Source organism: Pantoea sp. B9002 (assembly GCF_013385945.1).
Lineage (GTDB): Bacteria > Pseudomonadota > Gammaproteobacteria > Enterobacterales > Enterobacteriaceae > Pantoea.
This window is the reverse complement of record NZ_JACAPA010000034.1, coordinates 42,060-61,620: the sequence shown is the minus strand read 5'-3', so window position 1 is coordinate 61,620 and position 19,561 is coordinate 42,060. Positions and strand designations below refer to the sequence as shown.

General features: G+C 54.5%; 15 protein-coding genes. 5 read left to right on the top strand and 10 right to left on the bottom strand.

The genetic code is table 11. The annotated features are described in order from the left end of the window. Positions 1-210: 210 nt before the first annotated feature. Together HX773_RS16930 and HX773_RS16925 are read right to left on the bottom strand one after the other, a co-directional pair. Positions 211-1,011 (bottom strand): MetQ/NlpA family ABC transporter substrate-binding protein, encoded by an 801-nt coding sequence (locus tag HX773_RS16930; protein ID WP_176972491.1) that lies wholly within the window; start codon positions 1,009-1,011, stop codon positions 211-213. A gap of 90 nt (positions 1,012-1,101) precedes the next feature. Beyond that, positions 1,102-1,896 (bottom strand): MBL fold metallo-hydrolase, encoded by a 795-nt coding sequence (locus HX773_RS16925; RefSeq protein ID WP_176972490.1) that lies wholly within the window; start codon positions 1,894-1,896, stop codon positions 1,102-1,104. A gap of 109 nt (positions 1,897-2,005) precedes the next feature. On the opposite strand from HX773_RS16925, the gene HX773_RS16920 reads away from it, so the two are divergent. Together HX773_RS16920 and HX773_RS16915 are read left to right on the top strand one after the other, a co-directional pair. Next, positions 2,006-3,046, top strand: a complete 1,041-nt coding sequence (locus HX773_RS16920) for a DUF2157 domain-containing protein (RefSeq protein ID WP_176972489.1) — start codon at positions 2,006-2,008, stop codon at positions 3,044-3,046. An 87-nt stretch (positions 3,047-3,133) separates the two neighbouring features. Beyond that, the gene (locus HX773_RS16915; protein WP_176972488.1) at positions 3,134-4,156 is read left to right on the top strand and encodes an LLM class flavin-dependent oxidoreductase; all 1,023 of its coding nucleotides are present in this window, start codon (positions 3,134-3,136) and stop codon (positions 4,154-4,156) included. A gap of 17 nt (positions 4,157-4,173) precedes the next feature. Here HX773_RS16915 and HX773_RS16910 read toward each other — a convergent pair whose 3' ends face one another. The 3 genes from HX773_RS16910 to HX773_RS16900 all read right to left on the bottom strand — a co-directional run bounded on the left by HX773_RS16910 (position 4,174) and on the right by HX773_RS16900 (position 5,446). Further along, a complete protein-coding gene (locus tag HX773_RS16910; RefSeq protein ID WP_176972487.1) occupies positions 4,174-4,695 on the bottom strand; it encodes a GNAT family N-acetyltransferase in 522 nt (173 codons plus the stop codon). After that, positions 4,683-4,973, bottom strand: coding sequence for a DUF1778 domain-containing protein (locus tag HX773_RS16905; RefSeq protein WP_176972486.1), 291 nt, complete (start codon positions 4,971-4,973; stop codon positions 4,683-4,685). Before HX773_RS16905 ends, HX773_RS16910 begins: the two co-directional genes overlap by 13 nt. 143 nt (positions 4,974-5,116) lie before the next feature. Then, on the bottom strand, positions 5,117-5,446 hold the full coding sequence (locus tag HX773_RS16900; protein ID WP_176972485.1) for a gamma-glutamylcyclotransferase family protein: 330 nt from the start codon (positions 5,444-5,446) through the stop codon (positions 5,117-5,119). Positions 5,447-5,760: 314 nt separating this feature from the next. On the opposite strand from HX773_RS16900, the gene HX773_RS16895 reads away from it, so the two are divergent. Next, entirely contained in the window at positions 5,761-6,600 is an 840-nt protein-coding gene (locus HX773_RS16895; protein WP_255433251.1) for an MBL fold metallo-hydrolase, read from the top strand. A gap of 28 nt (positions 6,601-6,628) precedes the next feature. Here HX773_RS16895 and HX773_RS16890 read toward each other — a convergent pair whose 3' ends face one another. From HX773_RS16890 to HX773_RS16870, 5 genes are all read right to left on the bottom strand, one after another. Beyond that, positions 6,629-7,174 (bottom strand): RNA polymerase sigma factor, encoded by a 546-nt coding sequence (locus HX773_RS16890; RefSeq protein ID WP_176972483.1) that lies wholly within the window; start codon positions 7,172-7,174, stop codon positions 6,629-6,631. Positions 7,175-7,179: 5 nt separating this feature from the next. Then, positions 7,180-7,623 (bottom strand): hypothetical protein, encoded by a 444-nt coding sequence (locus tag HX773_RS16885; protein ID WP_176972482.1) that lies wholly within the window; start codon positions 7,621-7,623, stop codon positions 7,180-7,182. Positions 7,624-7,763: 140 nt separating this feature from the next. Next, entirely contained in the window at positions 7,764-8,474 is a 711-nt protein-coding gene (locus HX773_RS16880; RefSeq protein WP_176972481.1) for an SDR family oxidoreductase, read from the bottom strand. Positions 8,475-8,787: 313 nt separating this feature from the next. Continuing rightward, a complete protein-coding gene (locus HX773_RS16875) occupies positions 8,788-10,158 on the bottom strand; it encodes an amidohydrolase (protein WP_176972480.1) in 1,371 nt (456 codons plus the stop codon). A gap of 106 nt (positions 10,159-10,264) precedes the next feature. After that, on the bottom strand, positions 10,265-18,727 hold the full coding sequence (locus HX773_RS16870) for a GH36-type glycosyl hydrolase domain-containing protein (RefSeq protein ID WP_255433250.1): 8,463 nt from the start codon (positions 18,725-18,727) through the stop codon (positions 10,265-10,267). Between the two features lie 406 nt (positions 18,728-19,133). Here HX773_RS16870 and HX773_RS25800 point away from each other — a divergent pair, with 406 nt between their 5' ends. Together HX773_RS25800 and HX773_RS16865 are read left to right on the top strand one after the other, a co-directional pair. Continuing rightward, positions 19,134-19,295: a YnfU family zinc-binding protein gene (locus HX773_RS25800; protein ID WP_217548267.1), complete on the top strand. Its 162-nt coding sequence runs from the start codon at positions 19,134-19,136 to the stop codon at positions 19,293-19,295. 4 nt (positions 19,296-19,299) lie between these two features. Next, positions 19,300-19,560, top strand: a complete 261-nt coding sequence (locus tag HX773_RS16865; RefSeq protein WP_176972478.1) for a hypothetical protein — start codon at positions 19,300-19,302, stop codon at positions 19,558-19,560. The last annotated feature ends 1 nt before the right edge of the window (position 19,561 follow it).

The following is a 19,561-nucleotide window of genomic DNA, read 5'->3' as shown; positions in this document are numbered from 1 at the left end:
CATTTTTACGCATATCGCCGATATTTTTACACCATTTTTATATCGCGCTCATTTTATGAACTGAGCGTAGCTGATTAACGCGCGGAGTAGCGGGAGGATGGATGTTGTCAGTTAAGCGGAAAATCGGTCGCCATGAATGGCGACCCTACGGTGGTTTGGTGGGTGCGCATTTAAGCGCACCGCCATATATAGGCTTAATTAAACGGGTAATTACCAGCCTTTAATAATATCGCCCTTGTAGATCTCGTTAGCTTTATCCAGCACTTCCTGCGACTGGAAGGCTTGTTTCAGCTTCTGCACGTTGGCGCTGTCTTTATTATCTTCACGCGCCACAATCGCATTCACATAAGGCGAGGCTTTGCCTTCCATAAACATGCCGTCACGCGAGGCGGAGAGATTCACTAGCGCGGCGAAGTTGTTGTTGATGATCGACAGATAAACCTGCGGATCGTCCAGCGTACGCGCCAGCTGCGGCGTATCCACCTCAACAATTTTCAGCTTCTTCGGATTGTCGGTGATATCCAGCGTGGTTGGCAGCAGGCCCGCTTCCGGTTTCACTTTGATTAAACCCTGCGCCTGCAATAGCAGCAGGCTGCGGCCGAGCGTGGTGGCTTCGTTAGAGATGGTCACGGTGGCGCCATCTGGCAACGCTTTAAGTGATTTAATCTTGCGCGAGTAACCCGCAATCGGGAACACGAAGGTGTTGGTGACCACGGCGAAGTGGTAGCCGCGCTCTTTGGCTTGCATCTCCAGATAAGGCAGGCTCTGGAAGGCGTTGGCATCGACATCTTTGTTGAACAGCGCTTCATTCGGCTGCACGTAATCATTGAAGGCCACCACATCGACATCCAGCTGATATTTGTCGTGCGCAACTTGCTTCACGGTATCCCACAGCGCCTGATCAGGTCCGGTGTTAATGGCCACTTTGATTTGATTTTCATCGTCTTTGTTACAGCCACTAAGCAGCGCCACGGATGCAGCCAGCAGAGTCGTGAGTAAAATTTTCTTCATTGCGCAGATTCCCTCTTAACGTAGGGAACGGACTATAATGGATGTTTAGACGTCTGTACATCCATCTGCAGCGCGTTTGCTACAATTCGTTCAGGATTTCAAGCAGGCAATATATTTCTCGCCCGACTGCATCACGATCTGCTGCGCATCAGCGAGAATTTCCCGCTGCTCGAATGCGCCGTACAAGCGCGCAAATTTTAGTGCCGCCAACCGACGCGTAATATCGCTGACTGCCGCCGCCGATAACGGCAGCATATTTGGATAGCTCCACATAAATGACACCGCATCCGCGCCAGGCGCGACTTGCACAATATCGCCGCTCAACAGCACGCCGTCATCGTGCGCCCAATGCAACACGCATCCGCCGGCAAAATGTCCGCCAAGGCGAACCAGCTTCACCCCCGGCACAATTTCCAGCTCGTCATTTCGCCAAAGATGAATATGCGGGCTGTAGCGCATAATCCATTCACTATCGTTAACGTGCAGATAGATCGGCGCGTCGAACGCCTCCGCCCAATCCTGCATGGTGCTGTAATAGTGCGGATGCGAAATAGCGATGGCGTGAATACCGCCGAGCGCGGTAATAATCGCTTTGGTGGCATCATCGAAATTCGCGATGCAATCCCACAGAATATTGCCGTGCGGCGTTTGCAGCAAAAACGCGCGTTGATTAATAGCAAAGCTGGGCACGGTTTGCAGGCTAAACAAGTTGTTAGCATGCTGCTGCCATTTATTGCAGTGCGTGGCTTGCAGGCTATTCAGTGAAGTCCATTTTTGCCCACTGGCCGGCACAAACTGCCGCTCGTCTTCACATATTTTGCAGTGTTCGATTTTACTTTGTTGCTCATCGTAAGATGTGCCGCATGCGGTGCAGACTTGGATCATCATGAATTCCTCACACTGGATTGTGTTTCATTCTAGAAGCCGAAATCAGGACGTGCGCAATAACCCGCGCTGATATAATGCCCGGCAATTCTCACCGCAAGGATTCGACATGAACGTCACGCGTAAACAGGAACGTATTATTCGCCGCGCATTAAGCGAATGGCAGCAAGAGGGCGCACTCAATGCTGATGAATACCAGAAGCTAGCGGGCTCATTAAAACGCGTGGCTTTTGACTGGCAGCGATTAAGCCGCTATGCATTCTGGACTGCGTTGGCCTGCATCGTGATCGCCTTCGGCAGTTTATTTGCCGACAGCGAACTGCTGGAAAGCATCCTGACGTTTTTTGCCTTCTCTTCATTTTCCCGCATCGTATTGCCCGCGCTTTTGGCGGCGATATTTTATCTCTGGGGCTTTAGCCGCCAGCGACGTGAAACGCAGTGGCATTACAGCACTGAAGCGATTGTGTTCATTGGCGTGCTACTCACCGCTATCGCGCTGTGGCAACTGGGTGAACGATTTGATAACGGCAGCGGCAACGTGGCGCCGCTGTTTTTAGTGGGCTGTGTGATTTACGGTCTGGTTGGATTTTTCAGCCGTTCCGGACTGGTGTGGCTGTTCTTTTTACTGGCGTGGGGCAACTGGTTCGGGGCCGAAACCGGTTATATGTCCGGTTGGGGCGCTTATTGGCTCGGAATGAATTATCCGATTCGCTTTATCTTATTTGGCGCGGCCTTGCTGCTGCTGTGTTATTTGCTGCAGGGATTATTGATAAAACGGCAGTTATTTACCGTTAGCAAAGCGATGGGATTAACCTATCTGTTTATTGCGCTGTGGATTATGTCGATCTTTGGCAATTACGACGTGGACAGCTGGTACAGCATGAGCAGTGCAACATTGCTGCCTTGGGCGTTGCTATTCGCGGTTGCGTCGGGCGTTTGCATCGCGATTGCGCTGAAAACCGATGACAGCATGTTGCGCCGTTTTGGCGTGACTTTCCTCGCCATCAACCTCTACACGCGCTATTTCGAGTATTTCTGGGATGGCATGCATAAAGTACTGTTCTTTATGATTCTCGCCGGCTCGCTGGCGCTAATTGGGCGTTACGCAGAGAAAATCTGGCACGCCGGTGAACGCGATATTAGTCGTTAATCAGATAACCAGTGCTGAATAGGTTATTTCTTCCGTGGAATGCCGATCGCCATAATTTGCGCTATCGGGATAACAAGGAAGAGAAGCATGCAGAACATTTCACACATTTCATTTCTCACGCCGGGCAATTATGCGGATGACGCGCCCGGAAAAGGTCTTGAAGAGACGCTGCAACTGATCGAACTGGGCGAAACATTAGGCTACGACGGCGCGTGGGTGCGCCAGCGTCATCTTGAGCATGGCGTTTCTTCTGCCAGCGTATTTCTCGCCGCCGCCACGCAGCGCACGCGCACGATTGAGTTGGGGAGCGCGGTCATTCAAATGGGATATGAAAGCCCATTTCGGCTGGCAGAAGATCTGCTCACCGTCGATGTGCTGTCCAATGGGCGACTCAACGTAGGATTAAGCGCCGGTGCGCCGAACCATGTCGAGTTGATCGGCGATAACGTGTTTCACGGCGACTGGCGGCAGCAGGATTTCAGCTACGCCCGACTGAAAAAATTGCAGGAAAACCTCAGCGGGCAATTCTTTGGCGATGATGAAACTTACGTCATCTCGCCGGGCAATCGCCAGCGGCCGCGCGTGCAGCCCGCGTCACCGCAATTGCTGCATCGCTTGTGGTACGGCGGCAATTCACACCGTTCGATTCAGTGGGCGGCGGAAAATCAGTTCAATTTGCTGATCGGCAATTTAACGTCAGCCGAGGTCAGCAGCGATTATCACCAGGCGCAACTGGCGCTGATTCACGCATTCAGACAGCATTGGCCAGCAAACGCGTCGCGCCAGCCACGCATTGCCGCAGGCCGCGTGATTATTCCCACCGACAACGCCAGCCGTGCAACCATCAAACGCTATCAGGATTTCGCCGCCAGCCGCTATCAACGTACGCTGGAGCCGCAAGGACCGAAGCGCACCATCTTCTCAGAAGATATTGTCGGCAGCAGTGAAGAGATCGTCGCGCAGCTGATTGATGATCCACTGCTACGTGAAGTGACGGAGTTCCGCGTCGAACTGCCCTACGAATTCACCAACGAAGAGTACAGCCAGATCATCACTGATTTTATTGAAGGCGTCGCACCGCATTTGGGGTGGAAGAGGAAAGGGCGTTAAGCCCTTTTTGGTAAAAATTATAACAACGCTTTGATGCTTGCCACCGGGAAGAAAAACTTCAGTTTATCCTCTTCCGACTTAAGCGGTATGAACCCCATTTTGCGATAAAAGGTAGCGGCATCATCATCTTTTGCCTCAACCATAACTGAATAAATGCCGACTGCATCAGCGGCATAATAAGCAACGCGTAAGGCATCGATGACCAGTTGTGTGCCGAAGCCGCGCCGGGTAAGGCGTTGGTCCACCGCTAAACGACCCAGTGTAATGCACGACGTTTCACGATAGGGAACCTGCTTTTGATAGGCCCGAGTCATACTCGCCTTGGCATAGCTGCCGCCGGACACCGTGTAAAAACCCATCACTTCGGGAATGACATCGTCGGTGATAAGCAAATAGGCTTTGAGTATGTTGTCAGCATGCTGTTTCGCGAGATGTTTTTTGAGGAACTCGTCTAACTCGGGGCGCCCACAATTGAAGTTTTCGACGTTAAGTTGCATGTCAGCCGAAAACTTCACAATGGCTAGTTTTACCGTTTCCATTCCCAGGTTGCTTCCTCTCTGCTGAGAGCCGCCGCACGACGAAGACGTTCATTGGGCGCTGGAGGATTTTCAAGTGCGTCCATGACAGCATTCCATGACTCTTCAGTCAGCTTGATACGGCTATGCTCGCTAATCACATTTGCTGCTCGTTCCAGAGCAGAATCAGCAATGAATTGCGAAACGCTAACGCGGCTGATCTGCGCCGCAGTTTCAATTTCGCTTTTAACATCAGGACTGATACGAAGCTCAAGACGTTCGGTTTTTGCCAAACCTGCCATGATTATTTCTCCAGTTATTCTCATGAAGAACCGAGAATTCACATCAGTGATACAAAATCAGTTCTTATTAACGTACGGCATTTATCCGTACAAGCATAGTAAGTATGTCAGCGATCATTTTCAATGGTTCTTTCTGTTCATTTTTACTGCTGCGGCTGCAACTGATAAATCCACGCCGACAGTTGCTCTCCATTGCTGGTGGTGACATCAACTTCAACGCGATCGTAACCATCTTCAAACTCATCGAGCATCGGCCAATGCGGTTCAAGTTTCTCTGAGATAAACAGATAACCCGGCACGCGCGGGCCGTTTTCCTGCAACACAATGCCGGGGAAATCTGCTGCTGCGCCCCAGCCGCGTTCATAGAAGGTGCCAGAAACCGATCCCGCCAACCATTCGCCGCCGATGTTTTCCAGGATATGCGCGTTTGAATGGCCTGGCTGGAGCGTTCCGTAAACAAATAAACGTTTCATTTTCCCTCATAAAATCAAGCAAAAGCGTTACTTTAACTATCGGCGATAGCGATGTCATCAATCGCCCAATATGCGATGTGCGATGCCTTAAAAGTGGCTATTCTGAAGGACCCGCGATGAGAGGTAAAAGATCAATGTTGAATAGTTCGAGCATTTCTCGCTGCAATATAAAACGCTATCCGCAATCCGCTCAGTTTGATGGCAAAAGGTTTAACAATAAGATCCCTCGCCAGCAGTTAGGATTGACTGAATTCGCCAAACTATTCTGGGATTTTGCCTTTAATAAACCAAAAAATACTGCACCTGAATCTGCATTGCCGTTAATCAAACTCGACGCGCAGCAACTTGCTGCGGCGGCGGATAACAGCGTATTTCGTCTTGGTCACTCTTCATTGCTGTTTAAAATGCAGGGCAAATATTGGCTGACCGATCCGGTATTTACGCAGCGCGCTTCGCCCTTTAAGTGGTTTGGTCCCAAACGCTTCCAGCCTGCGCCGATTGCGCTTGAAGATTTGCCGCCCATCGAAGGGGTCATTCTTTCGCATGATCATTACGATCATCTGGATTATCACACCATTTTGCAGCTCAAAGATCGCGTGCGCTATTTCCTGACGCCGCTTGGCGTCGGTGATTTACTGTTATCCTGGGGCGTTGCGCAGGAAAAAATCACCCAGCTGGATTGGTGGGAATCAAAGAATATCGGCGGTATTCATTTTGTCGCCACGCCATCGCAGCACTTTTCTGGCCGCGGGATCATCGATAGTAATAAACGGTTGTGGTGCTCATGGAGCATTATTAGTGATGATTTCCGCCTGTTCTTTGGCGGAGATTCTGGTTATTTCGACGGTTTCAAACAGATCGGCAATAAATTCGGCCCGTTCGATATGGCCTTTCTGGAAAACGGTGCTTATGACCGTCGCTGGGCCGATATTCATATGCTGCCGCAAGACACCATTAAAGCCTTTAACGATCTCAACGCGAAATGGCTGTTCCCGATTCACAATGCCGCTTTCGATTTAGCCTTTCATCAATGGAACGATCCGCTGAATCAAATCGTGGCGCTGGCGCAGGAACAGCAGATAAATGTGTCGATGCCACAACTCGGGCAGGGCGTGCAATTTTTACAGCCGCAGCAAGAGAAAAAGTGGTGGTAAAAAGATGCCCGATTGCCAGGCAATCGGGTTATCCGGTTATTTCGTCATACAGGTTACGCAGCCGCGTGCGTAGAAATAGCACTGATTTGTGCTTGCGCGATAATAATGTCTGCACGCTGCTGCCGCTCTCTTGCGCCAACTCGTTATAGCTGTAGCCGAGCAGTTCGGTTTTCTCGAATACCTCGCGCTGCGCGTCAGGTAATTCGGCTAACGCTTCCTCCAGTTCTTCCCACAGCAGCGTTTTCAGATATTCATCTTCTGGCGTTTGCGGCACGCCAAATAAGGTTTCTGCCAGCTCATCTTCCGGGAAATCTTGCTCTTCGTTGCCACCGAATAAATCGGCCAGCGGCAGCTCACGCTTTTTCCGCGCCCGATCGGTCATTTCATTACGTGCCGCCCGGAACAACCAGGCGGCGACATTCTCCACCGGCTGTTCCACCTGCATCAGCTTATAAGTAACTTCCTGCAAGATATCGTCGGCATCTTCACGCACCGCGGTTCGCCCGCGAATGAACGCATTCAGCTTGGTGCGACAGGCGGTGATTGCCGACATCAGCAGTGAGTCCTGCGCCATCACGCTTACTCGGCGTCGCTGGATTTAGGCGGATTATTCTCCGGCTGAGGACGCGCTTCGCCTCGCTCATCACGACGACCATGCCAGTCGCAACGATCGTGGTGACCACGATGACCAAAGCGATTGCGGCGATGCTGCATAAACTCTTCGCGCTGTTCTGGCGTCATCTGCATCCAGCGTTCGTGCATACGGCGACGCGCCATACCGAACATGCCCGGGCGGAATCCCAAACCGCCAAACAAGATGCGGCACAACGCCAGCATGCCCAGCGCCTGCCAGAAACCGATGCTTTTCACGCCGATGATGCCCGGCAGCAACGCATTCCACAGCGACATCACCAACAAGCCCAGTGCGGCGATGATCACCGCGCCCATCAGCAGCGGTTTCGCCAGGCGATGGCCGCCAAAATGATCCCGATGACCGTGTCTGTGCATATCAAAATCTCTCATTGTTTTTGTCCTCATTACATTAACGGATAACTGCTGGTGATGAGGTAGACGAATGAGCGGTGGGAATATTGCTAAAAAAAGACAAAAAATAAAAAGGCCGCCGGATGGCAGCCTCGCGTTATGGATTTTTCACTGTTGAATCAGCGTCTTGCTTTATCGCGGCGCGGACGAATCACAATATCTGCAATCTGCGTATCTTCCGGGCTATCCACGATAAATCGCACGGCGCGCGCCACCGAAGCTGCATCAAGATACTCCTGCGGATTGATCGGCGCATGGTTGCCCGCGCGGGCACGTGATGCTTGATTCATCGGCGTATCGGTCGGGCCGGGCGCGACTGTCGCGACCCGCACGCCATGTTCGCTCTCTTCGCTACGCAGCGCATGCGCCAGCGCGGTGAGGGCAAATTTGGAGGCGGAGTAAATGACGTGTCCGGCCAGCGCCAGCGTCCCCGAACCGGAGTTGATAAACACCACTTTGCCCTGCGAGGCGCGCAGGGCGGGCAAGGTTAAGCGCGTGAGTTCAGCAGGCGCGATAACGTTAATATTCAGATGCTGTTGCCACAGTTCAGGCGTGGCGGAGAAGGTGGTGCTGAGAATCGAGATCGCCGCCGAATGCACCAGCACATCAACCCGATTTAATGTGGCAGTGAACGCGGCCACGGCGGCAAAATCCGTGATATCCAGTGCAACCGGAATCACATTGGTGACCTGTTCTAAAGCCTGCAACGTTTGCTGATTGCGCCCGATGGCGTAAACCTGATGATCGGCCGCCAATAATTTCACCGTTTCCAGGCCAATGCCGCTGTTGCCGCCGGTGACAATCGCGACCGGTAATGCTGATGCTGTCATAGGTTCCTCTCCTGTTGAGGATTTCAAGCTAAGGAAAACAGCAGCCGCAGGCAAATGCCTAAATTGACTATGTTTACCTGGTGCGCATGAATGCGTACACGATGAAATCTTTGAAATCGTAGGATCGCCATGAATGTCGTAAGGCCAATCATTTAAGCACTGCATCACATCACGGCACATTTCGTAGCGGCGCGATTTATCGCGCAATGAATTGCGCCGCTACGATTTGTGCGCGCAGTAATTTGTGCTTTTATCTCTTAACTGACCAACATTACGCCATTTATGGCGACCACCACCGTTATTGGCAGGGAATCTACATCTTCGCCAATCCACCAAACGTCTGTTTGCCGTTATAGAACGTCGCCACCACCGGCGCGATGTGCGCAACAGCTTCCGCAGAGCAACTGGCGTTAACCAGCATCATGGTGGCGTGATCCTGCGCTTTCGGCCATTGTTGTTCGCCGTGGCTATTCAGCGGCAACACCTCGTTGGTGGCGATACCTAACGCGCGGCTCAGTGAATACTCATCCGGCCCACGATAGAGCTGCGAATAGACGTTGGCTTTCTCCAGCATGCTGCCGCTGCCAAAGGGCTGCCAGTGATCGGCGATGGTGTCGGTGCCCGACCACACCGGCACGCCCGCGGCGCGTAGCTGCGGCAGCGGCATGATCACGCGACCAATCGGCACGGTGGTGGCGATGCTAAACTGCTGCTCTTTCAGTTCCTCGATCATCGCCGCCAATTCGTTACCCTGTAACGTTCCCAGCGCAAAGGCGTGGCTGATGGTGACTTTGCCTTTAAGCTGCGGATTGTCGCGCACCGTTTTCAGCATGTAGCGAATCGCCGCCACGCCGTGCGGTTCGGTTTCGTGCAGATGAATGTCGATCGGTGCGGCGAAGTCGAGCGCGATGCTGAACAGGGTATCCAGCGACTTCTCCATCGCGCCGTCAACGTTGGTTGGATCCAGTCCGCCGACATAGTTCGCGCCCATCTTCATCGCTTCGCGCATCATGCCTTCAACGTTTGAGCGTAGTAATCCGTGCTGCGGGAAGGCGACAATTTCGGCATGAAAATCATCGCGATGGTTGGCAATCGCCTGCTGCAGATGCTCCAGACCTTGTAATTTGCTGACCGGATCAATGTTGCAATGGCTGCGTGCAGAGCTGCTGCCTTTCGATTGCAGCAGGCCAATCAGTTTCTCAGCGCGGATTTCAGAAGTCGGCAGCAGTTCGGGCAGGATCTGCTCTTCCTGATGGATCATGTCAATCACGCTATGGCGCGGCAGCGGCGCGCGCCAGCCTTCGCCGTAGAAGGTTTTATCGAGATGGATGTGCATGTCGCGCGTGGCGGGCAGCAGCAGATAACCTGCGGCGTCCCACGTTGGCAGATTAAGGCTAACGCCCGCAGGATGAACGGCGGCAATCTTGCCAGCGTTCACCTCGACATCATACAAACCGGTTTGCGTGGCGGTGATGACATCCTGTTTGCGGATAAAGGCTTCTTCCAGGCGCACATTGCGTAGCAGATAGTGCGTGGCATCAACACGGCTGGCAGGCGCCGGTTGGCAGGTTTCAGCCGCCTGAACGCTGCGGCTCATGCCCGCGCTGAGTAAGGTGCCTGCGGCGGTGAGTTTCATGCCGGCGGAAAGAAAATCCCGGCGATTGCCGGGTGATAAGAGGCTCATGAATTATTCTCCTTGTAGGGGAGAATAACCCTAAAATAGCCGCTGGCAGGGCGCTGCGATATTTTCCACTGCTGGCTATGGTGAAAACTAATGACCGCAGTGATTGCTACTCAGCGAGATGAATTCGCACCTGATGAAGCCCGGCTTCGCTGCTGAGCGTAATCGCATCATCCGCACTCAGCACATCATCCAGCCACAGCTGATAAGCGCCGGGCGCACGCCGCATCTCAATCTCATAGCGCGCGGCACCTTCATGATAAATCACCTTCGCGCCCGGCCACGCTGTGGGCAGACGCGGACGCAGCCGCAATGTAGCGCCGTGGCGCGTGATGCCGAGCAGGCTTTCGATAATCAGCTGATAGGTCCAGCCCGCCGATCCGGTGTACCACGTCCAGCCGCCGCGACCTTCATGGTGCTCGGCGCTGTAGACATCTGCCGCCATCACATAAGGTTCGACTTTGTAGGTTGCAACAGCGGCAGCATCCAGGCTGTGATTGATCGGATTGATCAGCGCCAGCAACTCCCATGCGCGATCGACCTGGCCCATTTCGGCGAACGCCATAATCGCCCACAGCGCGCCGTGCGTATATTGCCCACCGTTTTCACGGATGCCGGGCAGATAACCGCGAATGTAGCCCGGATTGGGGCCCACGCCATTAAACGGCGGCGTCAGCAGCTTGATCAGGCCGTTATCGCTATCCACCAATTGCTGATCAAGCGCCTGCATCGCCGAGGCGCATTTGTCGTGATCGCCAGCCGCAGAAAGTACCGACCAGCTCTGCGCGATGGCATCAATGCGACATTCGGCGTTGCGCTGTGAACCCAGGGTTTCGCCATTATCGAAGTAGCCACGCAGGAACCATTCACCATCCCAGGCGAGCTGATTGAGCGCCGTTTTCAGTTTGTCAGCCTGCTGTTCACACAAGCTAGCGGCTTCCGTTTGGCCGATACGTCTGGAGAGCGCGGCAAAGCGGGTTAGCACGCTGTAGAGGAAAAAGCCGAGCCAAACGCTTTCACCTTTACCGGCAATGCCGACTTCGCTCATGCCGTCATTCCAGTCGCCGGAACCCATCAGCGGCAAACCATGCTCACCCAATCGCAAACCATGTTTGATGGCGCGCAAGCCATGCTGCCACAGGTTTTCCTGCAGCTGACTGACGTTGGGCAGGCTGTAAACTGACTCTTCTTCGGCGGTGAGCAGCGGCGCTTCAAGATAGCTAATCGGCTGTTCTAACAGCGCGAGATCCTCAGTGGCGGTGATGTAGTGGCAGAGTGCAAAGGGCAGCCAAAGATAATCATCCGAGCAGCGGGTGCGCACGCCGCGTCCGGCGGGCGGATGCCACCAATGCTGCACATCGCCTTCGAGGAACTGGCGGGAAGCGCACAGCACCAGCTGATCGCGCAGTAAGTTGGGCGCGGCGTGGGTGAGCGACAGCGTATCCTGCAACTGATCGCGGAAGCCAAACGCGCCACCGGACTGATAATAGCCGCTGCGCGCCAGCAAACGGCTGGCCAGCGTTTGGTACAGCAGCCAGTTATTCGCCAGCAGATTCACCGCCGCATCGGGCGTCTGCACTTCCACTTTGTTTAGCAAAGCGCGCCAATGCTGTTGCACCTGCTGCAGCTCGGCTTCCGCCTGTTCGCCAGGCAGAAATTGCTGGATCAACGTCAGCGCCGCTGCGGTATCTTCCGCCGCACCTAACACGAACACCAGCATACGCGTATCGCCGTCAATTAAGGTGGTCAGCGTTTGCAGGGTGGCGCAGGGATCGAGTCCCGCGCCGGTATTGCCCGACAAGCCACGCGCCTGCATCATCGCGGGCTGGCGCGTCGAACCATTGCGGCCCAGACACTCAAGGCGATTACCGCTGAAAGCAATCTGATTGCCTGATGCGGCGAAGAAGGCGGTGCGCGCCGATCCGCTGCTGGTGTAGGGATTTACCGCCAGAATGGCGCTGCCATCGGCCACTATCGCCGATGAGGTTTGTACGTGGCGGGCAGATTGGCTCATCAGCTCACCCAGCACCCATTCGACGTAGCCGGTGATCGACAGATGACGGGTTTTGCCAGACAGATTGCTCAGCTGAATCAGGGTGATTTTCGCCGCCTGCTCGCCAGTCACGAAGGTGGTGAGCGTGCTGCGGATGCCTTGCTCCTGATGCACAAAGCGGCTGTAACCCATGCCGTGCTGCGTCAGATAATCTCCGGTGCCGCGCATCGGCAGCGGCATAGGCGACCAGACATCGCCGCTCTCCTCATCGCGCAGATAAAAGGCTTCGCCCGACGTATCGCTCACCGGATCGTTGTGCCACGGCGTCAGGCGATATTCATGCGCATTTTCGTACCATGTGTAAGCCTGACCACTTTCCGAGATCACGCTGCCAAACTGTTTATTCGCCAGCACGTTGCACCAGGGCGCGGGCGTCTGCTGATGTAGGGACAACAAAATGTGATATTCACTGCCATCGGCGCTGTAGCCGCCGGTGCCATTGAACAACTGCACGGTGTCCGGCACAGCGAGGCGAGTGGGCGCAGGAAAGGCCTGTTTATGCGCCAGGAAGCGACAAGGCGGCGCCACCGGCTGCGGTTTCAACAGCACCGTCAGCTGATCGGCCAAACTGCCGTTGCGGCCTTCCAGCACCACGGCCGCTACGCTGAGTAGCAGCGTGATATCTTCGGCCGCAAAGTGCTCGCTTTGACGCAGGAAGATGCCGCCAGGCTTGTCGGTCAGCATCTGCATATCGCCAGATGAAATCATCTTGATCAGCTGATTTTGCAACAGCTGCTGATAGCCGACCTGCTCGCCGTTGAGGATCACCAAATCCGCCATCAATCCTTTCTGCCGCCAGTATTGATGCGCCTTGATCAGATTGCTCACCAGGCTCAGTTGGGTACCGTTTTCAATGCGCACCAGCACAATCGGCAAGTCACCTGACAGCGAGTGTCGCCACAGCGACGATTGTCCCAGGCGATTCTGCTGCAGACGCTGGCTGTCGCCGCGCATTTCAGGGCTGGCAAAAATCACCGCGCTGGCGAGCTGGTTATACAAACTGGCATCTTCAGCGAGAATATTCAGCTGACGCAGCGCCACCTGACTGTGCGAGGCCGCCATCTCAAATACCCGATTGGCGTAGACATTGTTGCGATACTTCTCAATCAAGCCAAGGCAGGCGTCACGCTGCGTGGTTACGCCATACACCAAATCGAGGGTGACGGATTTACCCGCTTTAATCGCGATTTTCTGGCGAATCGACATCAGCGGATCGAGCACCGCACCGGCGCTGCCGCTGAGTACGCCATCGGCTGCAATCGCCTGCGGATCGGCGGCGGTTCTGCCGCGACCAATAAACTGCGCGCGATCGGTTTCATAATGCGTATCGCGCTCGCTGGTGCCGTGAATCAACAGGGCGTGGAACATCCACAGCGGCTCGGTTTTCTCATCACCCGGGCGGCGATGCGCCAGAATCGCTTCCAGTTCAGTGACGATTTCGGTTTGCACAAACAGATTACTGAACGCCGGATGCGCCATATCGCTGGCTGCAGAAGCCAGCACCACTTCCGCATAGCTGGTGATATCAATCTCTCGCAGCTGGCGTGAATGGTTGGTCAGGACGATGCGGCGTATTTCCACATCATCTTCTGGCGAAACTACCACCTGCGTGCGCGTGCTGAGCGTTTCCATGCGCGATTCAAACTCCGCGCCGGCGTTGGTAAAGCGCGCAATATGCTGCGGGCGCGCATCGCCGCTGGGCTGGAAGGTCGGGCTGATCAGCTCGCCGGATTGACGATCGCGAATATAGCAGAAGATACCGTGTTGATTGCTGGTGCCATCGGCGCGCCAGCGGGTTAACGCCACGCCTTTCCACTGGCTGTAACCGGTACCGGATTGCGTCACCATCACATGATAATTGGCATTCGACAGCAGCTGGACCTGCGGCAGATGCGCCGCCGCGCCGCTGAACTCGCGCAGTTCGGGCGTATCCGAACGCGGCTTGATCTCACTGGTATCAACGAACTGACGACGCGGCGTATACAGCTCAATGTCATCCGGCACGCGCTCCTGCAGCAGCAAGTAGGAAGACTGGAAGCGCGCGCTGGACATAAACCGCGCCACCATCGGCGCTTCATGCAATAGATGCGAAATCGCCAGAAAACCCATTCCCTGGTGATGCGCCATGTAGGTTTTCACCGCGACAAATTGCTGGCCGCGCGCCAGGCGCTGCGCGGTGAAATCGAGCGCCTCGTAGAAACCGTATTTTCCGCAGGCACCCATTTTTTTCAGCCGCATCAGGTTATCGATGGCCTGATGCGGTAGCACCATCAGCGCTAATAGCGAGGCGTAAGGCGCAACCACATGATCATCGTTGAGACCACGCTTCAGCCCTAACTCCGGCGTACCAAAGGCTTTGTATTGATAGTTCTGGCTGTCATCGAACGCGGCGTACGCCGACTCGGAGACGCCCCACGGAATCTGCGCGGCGTCGCCGGACGCGATCTGCTGCTTGACCGCCGAGAGCGCCATTTTCTCCAGCAGCGTATCCGGGTAAACCGGCATCACCAGATGCGGCATCAGGTACTCAAACATCGAGCCGCTCCACGACATCACCGCCGGCTTGTTATCCAGTTGGGTGAACAAACGGCCCAGCACGAACCAGCTTTTTACCGGCAGCTGGTTGGCGGAGATGGCGTAATAGTGCGTCAGGCGCACTTCGGACGGGAAGAGATCGTAATGGCCTTTATCGAGCACGCCGCTGTCGAGGTTGTAACCGACGCTGAGCAGCGCGGTTTTTTCGACATAGAGAAAGCGGAAATCCATTTTGGCGTGATCTTCCAGCCGTCCTTCCAGCTCCAGTAAGGTCGCCATGCGTTCACGCGCGGCCCACATCACAGACGCCGCGAGCTGAGAGTTGAGGCCGGGGCGATGAAGCTCTAACTCACTCAGCCACAGCAGAGAAGGCAAGGCGTCAGGCAGGTCATCATCCGGCGTGATCCAGCTGAAAAACAGCGTCCACTCCTGCTGAAAATCGCTGAGCTGGTGGATAAACAGCGCGAACCATTTCACCTGCAACGGCGGCAGCGTGATCTGCGCCAGCAGAATTTCACTCAGCGCGATCAGCGATGAGAGATGATTGGCAATCGCAGCAGGCGCGGCCTGCTGCAGCGCAGTAAACTGCTCGCTTAACTCATCCCAGCGATCGTTACGTTCAGCGCCCATTTGCGCTACTGCCAGCAACAAGGTGTCATTCAAGCCCGCCATGATCACCGGTAAAGTCAGCACCGGCAGATGCTTCCACTGCGCCAGCCCGGCTTGCAGGGTGGCGAGGTGCGCGGCGAGGTTGCCGCTGTCGACGGTGGAAACGTAACGCGGATTTAACGGCTTTAGCGTGTAGGTGTCGTACCAGTTGTAGAGATGTCCACGAAAATGCTCCATGCGATCGAGGCTATCCAGCGTGGCGAGCGAACGGGTAATCACCTGTTTCTGCGTGATGTAGCCAAAATCCCACGCGGTTAAATTGGCCAGCAGCGACAAGCCGATATTGGTCGGCGAGGTGCGGTGCGCCACCACCGGCTGCAACACTTCCTGAAAGTTATCCGGCGGCAAATGGTTATGCTCGGCAGTGACGAAATCATCAAACCATGCCCAGGTGTGACGCGCGGTCTGGCGCAAAAACTGCTGCTGCTCGGCGGAGAGCTTTTTCTGGCGCGATTGCGCGGGTTTACTCAACTGCCACAACAGCCACGGCGTCACTAACCACAGCAGCGAGATCGGCAGCGCCAGCGCAATCAATTCAGGATTAACCAGCGCGGTTAAAAGTGACAGTGCAACGCCCGCCGCCGGATTAAACCACATCGCCTGATAAAAATGGCGGAGTGACGGCGTGGGCGACGAACTGCCCGCCGAGGCACTTTTCCATTCGTGGAGAAACTGCCCGCTCACGTTCAGTCGCCACAGCGTGACGATAATCGCTTTCAGCGACCAATAGCTTTCGTGCGGCAGCGCCGCCAGCGTCAGTCCGGCGCGGCTCAGGCGCATTAACGCATCCGAAGACAAAATAGTGAGATGATGCTGCCAGGCGCGCTTCTTGCTTTTGCGCATGCCTTCCATGCTTAGCGCTAATGCGCTGGGCAACAGTAGGAACAGCGCAATACAGCCGAGCCAAAACGGCGGATTCGCCACCCAGCTAAAGGCCAAAAACATCAGCAGCAGCAAGGCGGGCGCAATCAGGCTGCGACGCAGGTTATCGAATAATTTCCAGCGCGACAGTGCACTCAGCGGATTGGCCTGATAGCCACCATCCTCCAGTCGCACGCGCAGTTTCAGCCAGTTCAGCAACTGCCAGTCACCGCGCACCCAGCGGAAACGGCGCGCGACATCGCTGAGATAGTTATCCGGATAGTGTTCATACAGCACCACATTGCTGACCACGCCGGAGCGCGCATAACAGCCTTCCAGCAAATCATGGCTGAGCACCAGATTTTCCGGGCAGGTATTACGCGTTGCGCGGGTAAAGGCCGCCACATCGTAAATGCCTTTGCCGACAAACGAACCTTCGCCAAACAGATCCTGATAGATATCGGAAGACATCGACGAGTAGGCATCGTTGCCCGGCACGCTGCTGGAGAGGCGCGCGTAGCGGCCTTGTCCAAATGGCGGAATCTCCTCCGCCAGACGTGGCTGCAGAATGGCATAGCCTTCCACCACGCGGTTCAGGCTGTCATCAAACACCGGCGCATTAAGCGGATGCGCCATGATGCCAATCAGCTTGTGCGCGGTTTCACGCGGCAAAATGGTGTCGCTATCGAGGGTAATGACGTATTTCACCGTGCGCATTTGCGCCTGGCTGGCGCCGACGATGACGTTAAACATCTCCGCTTCACCCTGCAGCCAGCGATTGAGCGCATGCAGTTTGCCGCGCTTGCGCTCGTAACCCATCCACACGCCCTGCGAAGGGTTGTGCACGCGGTTGCGATGCAGCAGAGAAAACAGCACATCATTGTGCGACTTGCTGCTGTACCGGCGGTTGAGCGCCTGAATTTTCAGCACCGCATAACCGATGATTTCAGCATCATCGTCATTATGTTCATCGACGTTGTCGGTGAAATCGGCCAGCAGCATAAAGCTAATGTTGTCGAGCGCATTGCCGAGATAGCTGGTTTCCAGCGACCGCAGCAGCGCATCGGTGCCTTGTTTGCTGCTGATTAAACAGGGGATCACCACCAGCGTGCGATCGCCATCCGGTACCGCCAGCTCGTAATCAAGTCGTGGAAGCGGTAGCGGATGGCGGGTGCGGGTTGTCACTTCGCTGAGCAACTGCATGGCGAGCTGGCTGCTGATTAAGATCACCGCCGGCACCAGTAACAGCCACAGCACCACCGACATCGCGGATTGATGGGTGAAAAACAGCGCTTCGGCGCTGAAGGCGGTGGTCAATAACGTCAGGCTGCCCAGCCAGGAGAGCAGCGGCGTTTGGCTGAGATGATGACGCGCCTGATTCAGCCACGAACGGCGCGGCTTTAGCTGTTGCTCAAGCTGCGCGCGCCCTTTATCCAGCAGGAAGTAACCAATGTGCTGCTGACGCGCTGGCAATCCGGGCTGACGACTCAGCGCCAGCACCTGATTGGCCACGCTAAGCTCGTCGAATTCGCTCTGGCGAGCCAGTTCTTCAACCACATGCCGATATTGATCGCGACTGTCAAAATGCATCTGCGGATAAATGCCAGCGGGATCCTGCGCCAGCACCTGTTCGACCAGGCTCAGCGACTCCACCAAATCCTGCCAGTTGATTTCGCCCAGCTGGCGCAATCCGGCAATGCTGTTGCTGACCGATAGCTGGCTCAGTGCCAGCTGGCGGTTGAATTGTTCAATCACATCCGCAGTATTACGCCCGGTGTTCAGCAGATGCTGCTCCACCCACGTTAGCGCCAGCGAGTGATTTTGCCCATTCAGTTTGCGCGCCAGTTCGGCGACAAACGCGCCGGATAGCTGGTCGTTTTTATGCGCCATATCGGCGATCACCTGAATCACGCGGGTGGCGTCTTTGGCGGAGTGATGAACGATCTCATTAATCCACGCTTCGGCCTGGCTGCGCTCCTGATGAATCTCGGCAACGCCTTGCGCAATGCGCGCGAGGTTATCGAGCAGCGCAAAGCGCAGCATGGCGGGAAGCGCCCAGAGTTCACCCATCAGCAGCGGCGTCACGCGCTGATAGGCATGAATAAAGGTCGCCAGCACCGCCGACTCTAAGCGGCCATCGCTGTGGCTGATCATCTCATCCGCAATCGCCTGAATACGTAAATAGTGAGCGGGCTCTTTCAGCGCGGGCAAACCCTGACCAAATTTGGTGGGCAATAGATGGCGCACCATACGAATTTGCTCTTCGATAATATAAAAATTATCCAGCAACCATTCGCCAGCCGGAGTCAAATTACGCTTATCGCCGGTACTTAATATTTCTGCGCTTTTTATCAGCGCCTGTTCATTTTCAGTCAGCCGCTGCAATAATTTATAGCTTTTTTTGGCGTCAGAAAGATGATGCGTTTTTGCCAGACGCTCACCATATATTTCCATTTGTCGCTCGGAAAAAACATCTGGCCGGTTCGCCTGATAAACGCCGCTGTGATGTAAAAACTCAAAGCTGCTGCGTGCCGTTGCTGGAAGCGCACTACTGCTGATGATTGACCCGGTGGGAAGTTTATTTTTCATAATGGCGTCGCAAAAAATCCAATGGATTATAAAAGTCAGCACTATCAACAGGAAAATTGACGGTATAAGAGAGGGCGAGGGAAAATAATTGTCTTTTTTGAGTATAGCGCTAAATCAATTTAACGGTTGGTTTATAAAATAAAAGTTAATTTAAAACATTTAACTGAACGTAATGATGGAGTTGAAGATCTTTAACAGGGTTGTCAAGTGTTAGCTGCAATGAAAAAAATCAGGTGTGTTAGAATGAGTTAACTGAAAAAGGAAATAAATCATGAGCTGGTTAAATCAATTTTTAGAAAGCTTATCACGCCGGGAAGTCAAAACTCAGTGTCCAGTCTGTAAAAAGTTTTGCCCACAATCGTCCTTAAAGCAAGCGCGCGGACAGGCTATGTTGTGCCCGCACTGTAAATCACTGTTTATTGCCGAGGAGTAAGCGAATGCGCCATATTCTTGAATGGATTGATGTAAATGAACAAGCGCCCGGCTACAAGCAGGAGTGCATCGTGCAATTTGAAAATGGTGAGGTGCAGGGCGGCTGGCTGTACGGCGGGCAATCGCGCAGCGGCGAGCATATTTTCCTTGAAGCGCATGCGGAATATGAAACCAGCATGGATGTGAATTTCTGGATGTCATTGCCGCCAGCGCAACCGGACCAACTCGCTGCGTTTCATTCGCCGATGCGAAAGAACGCAAGATAAT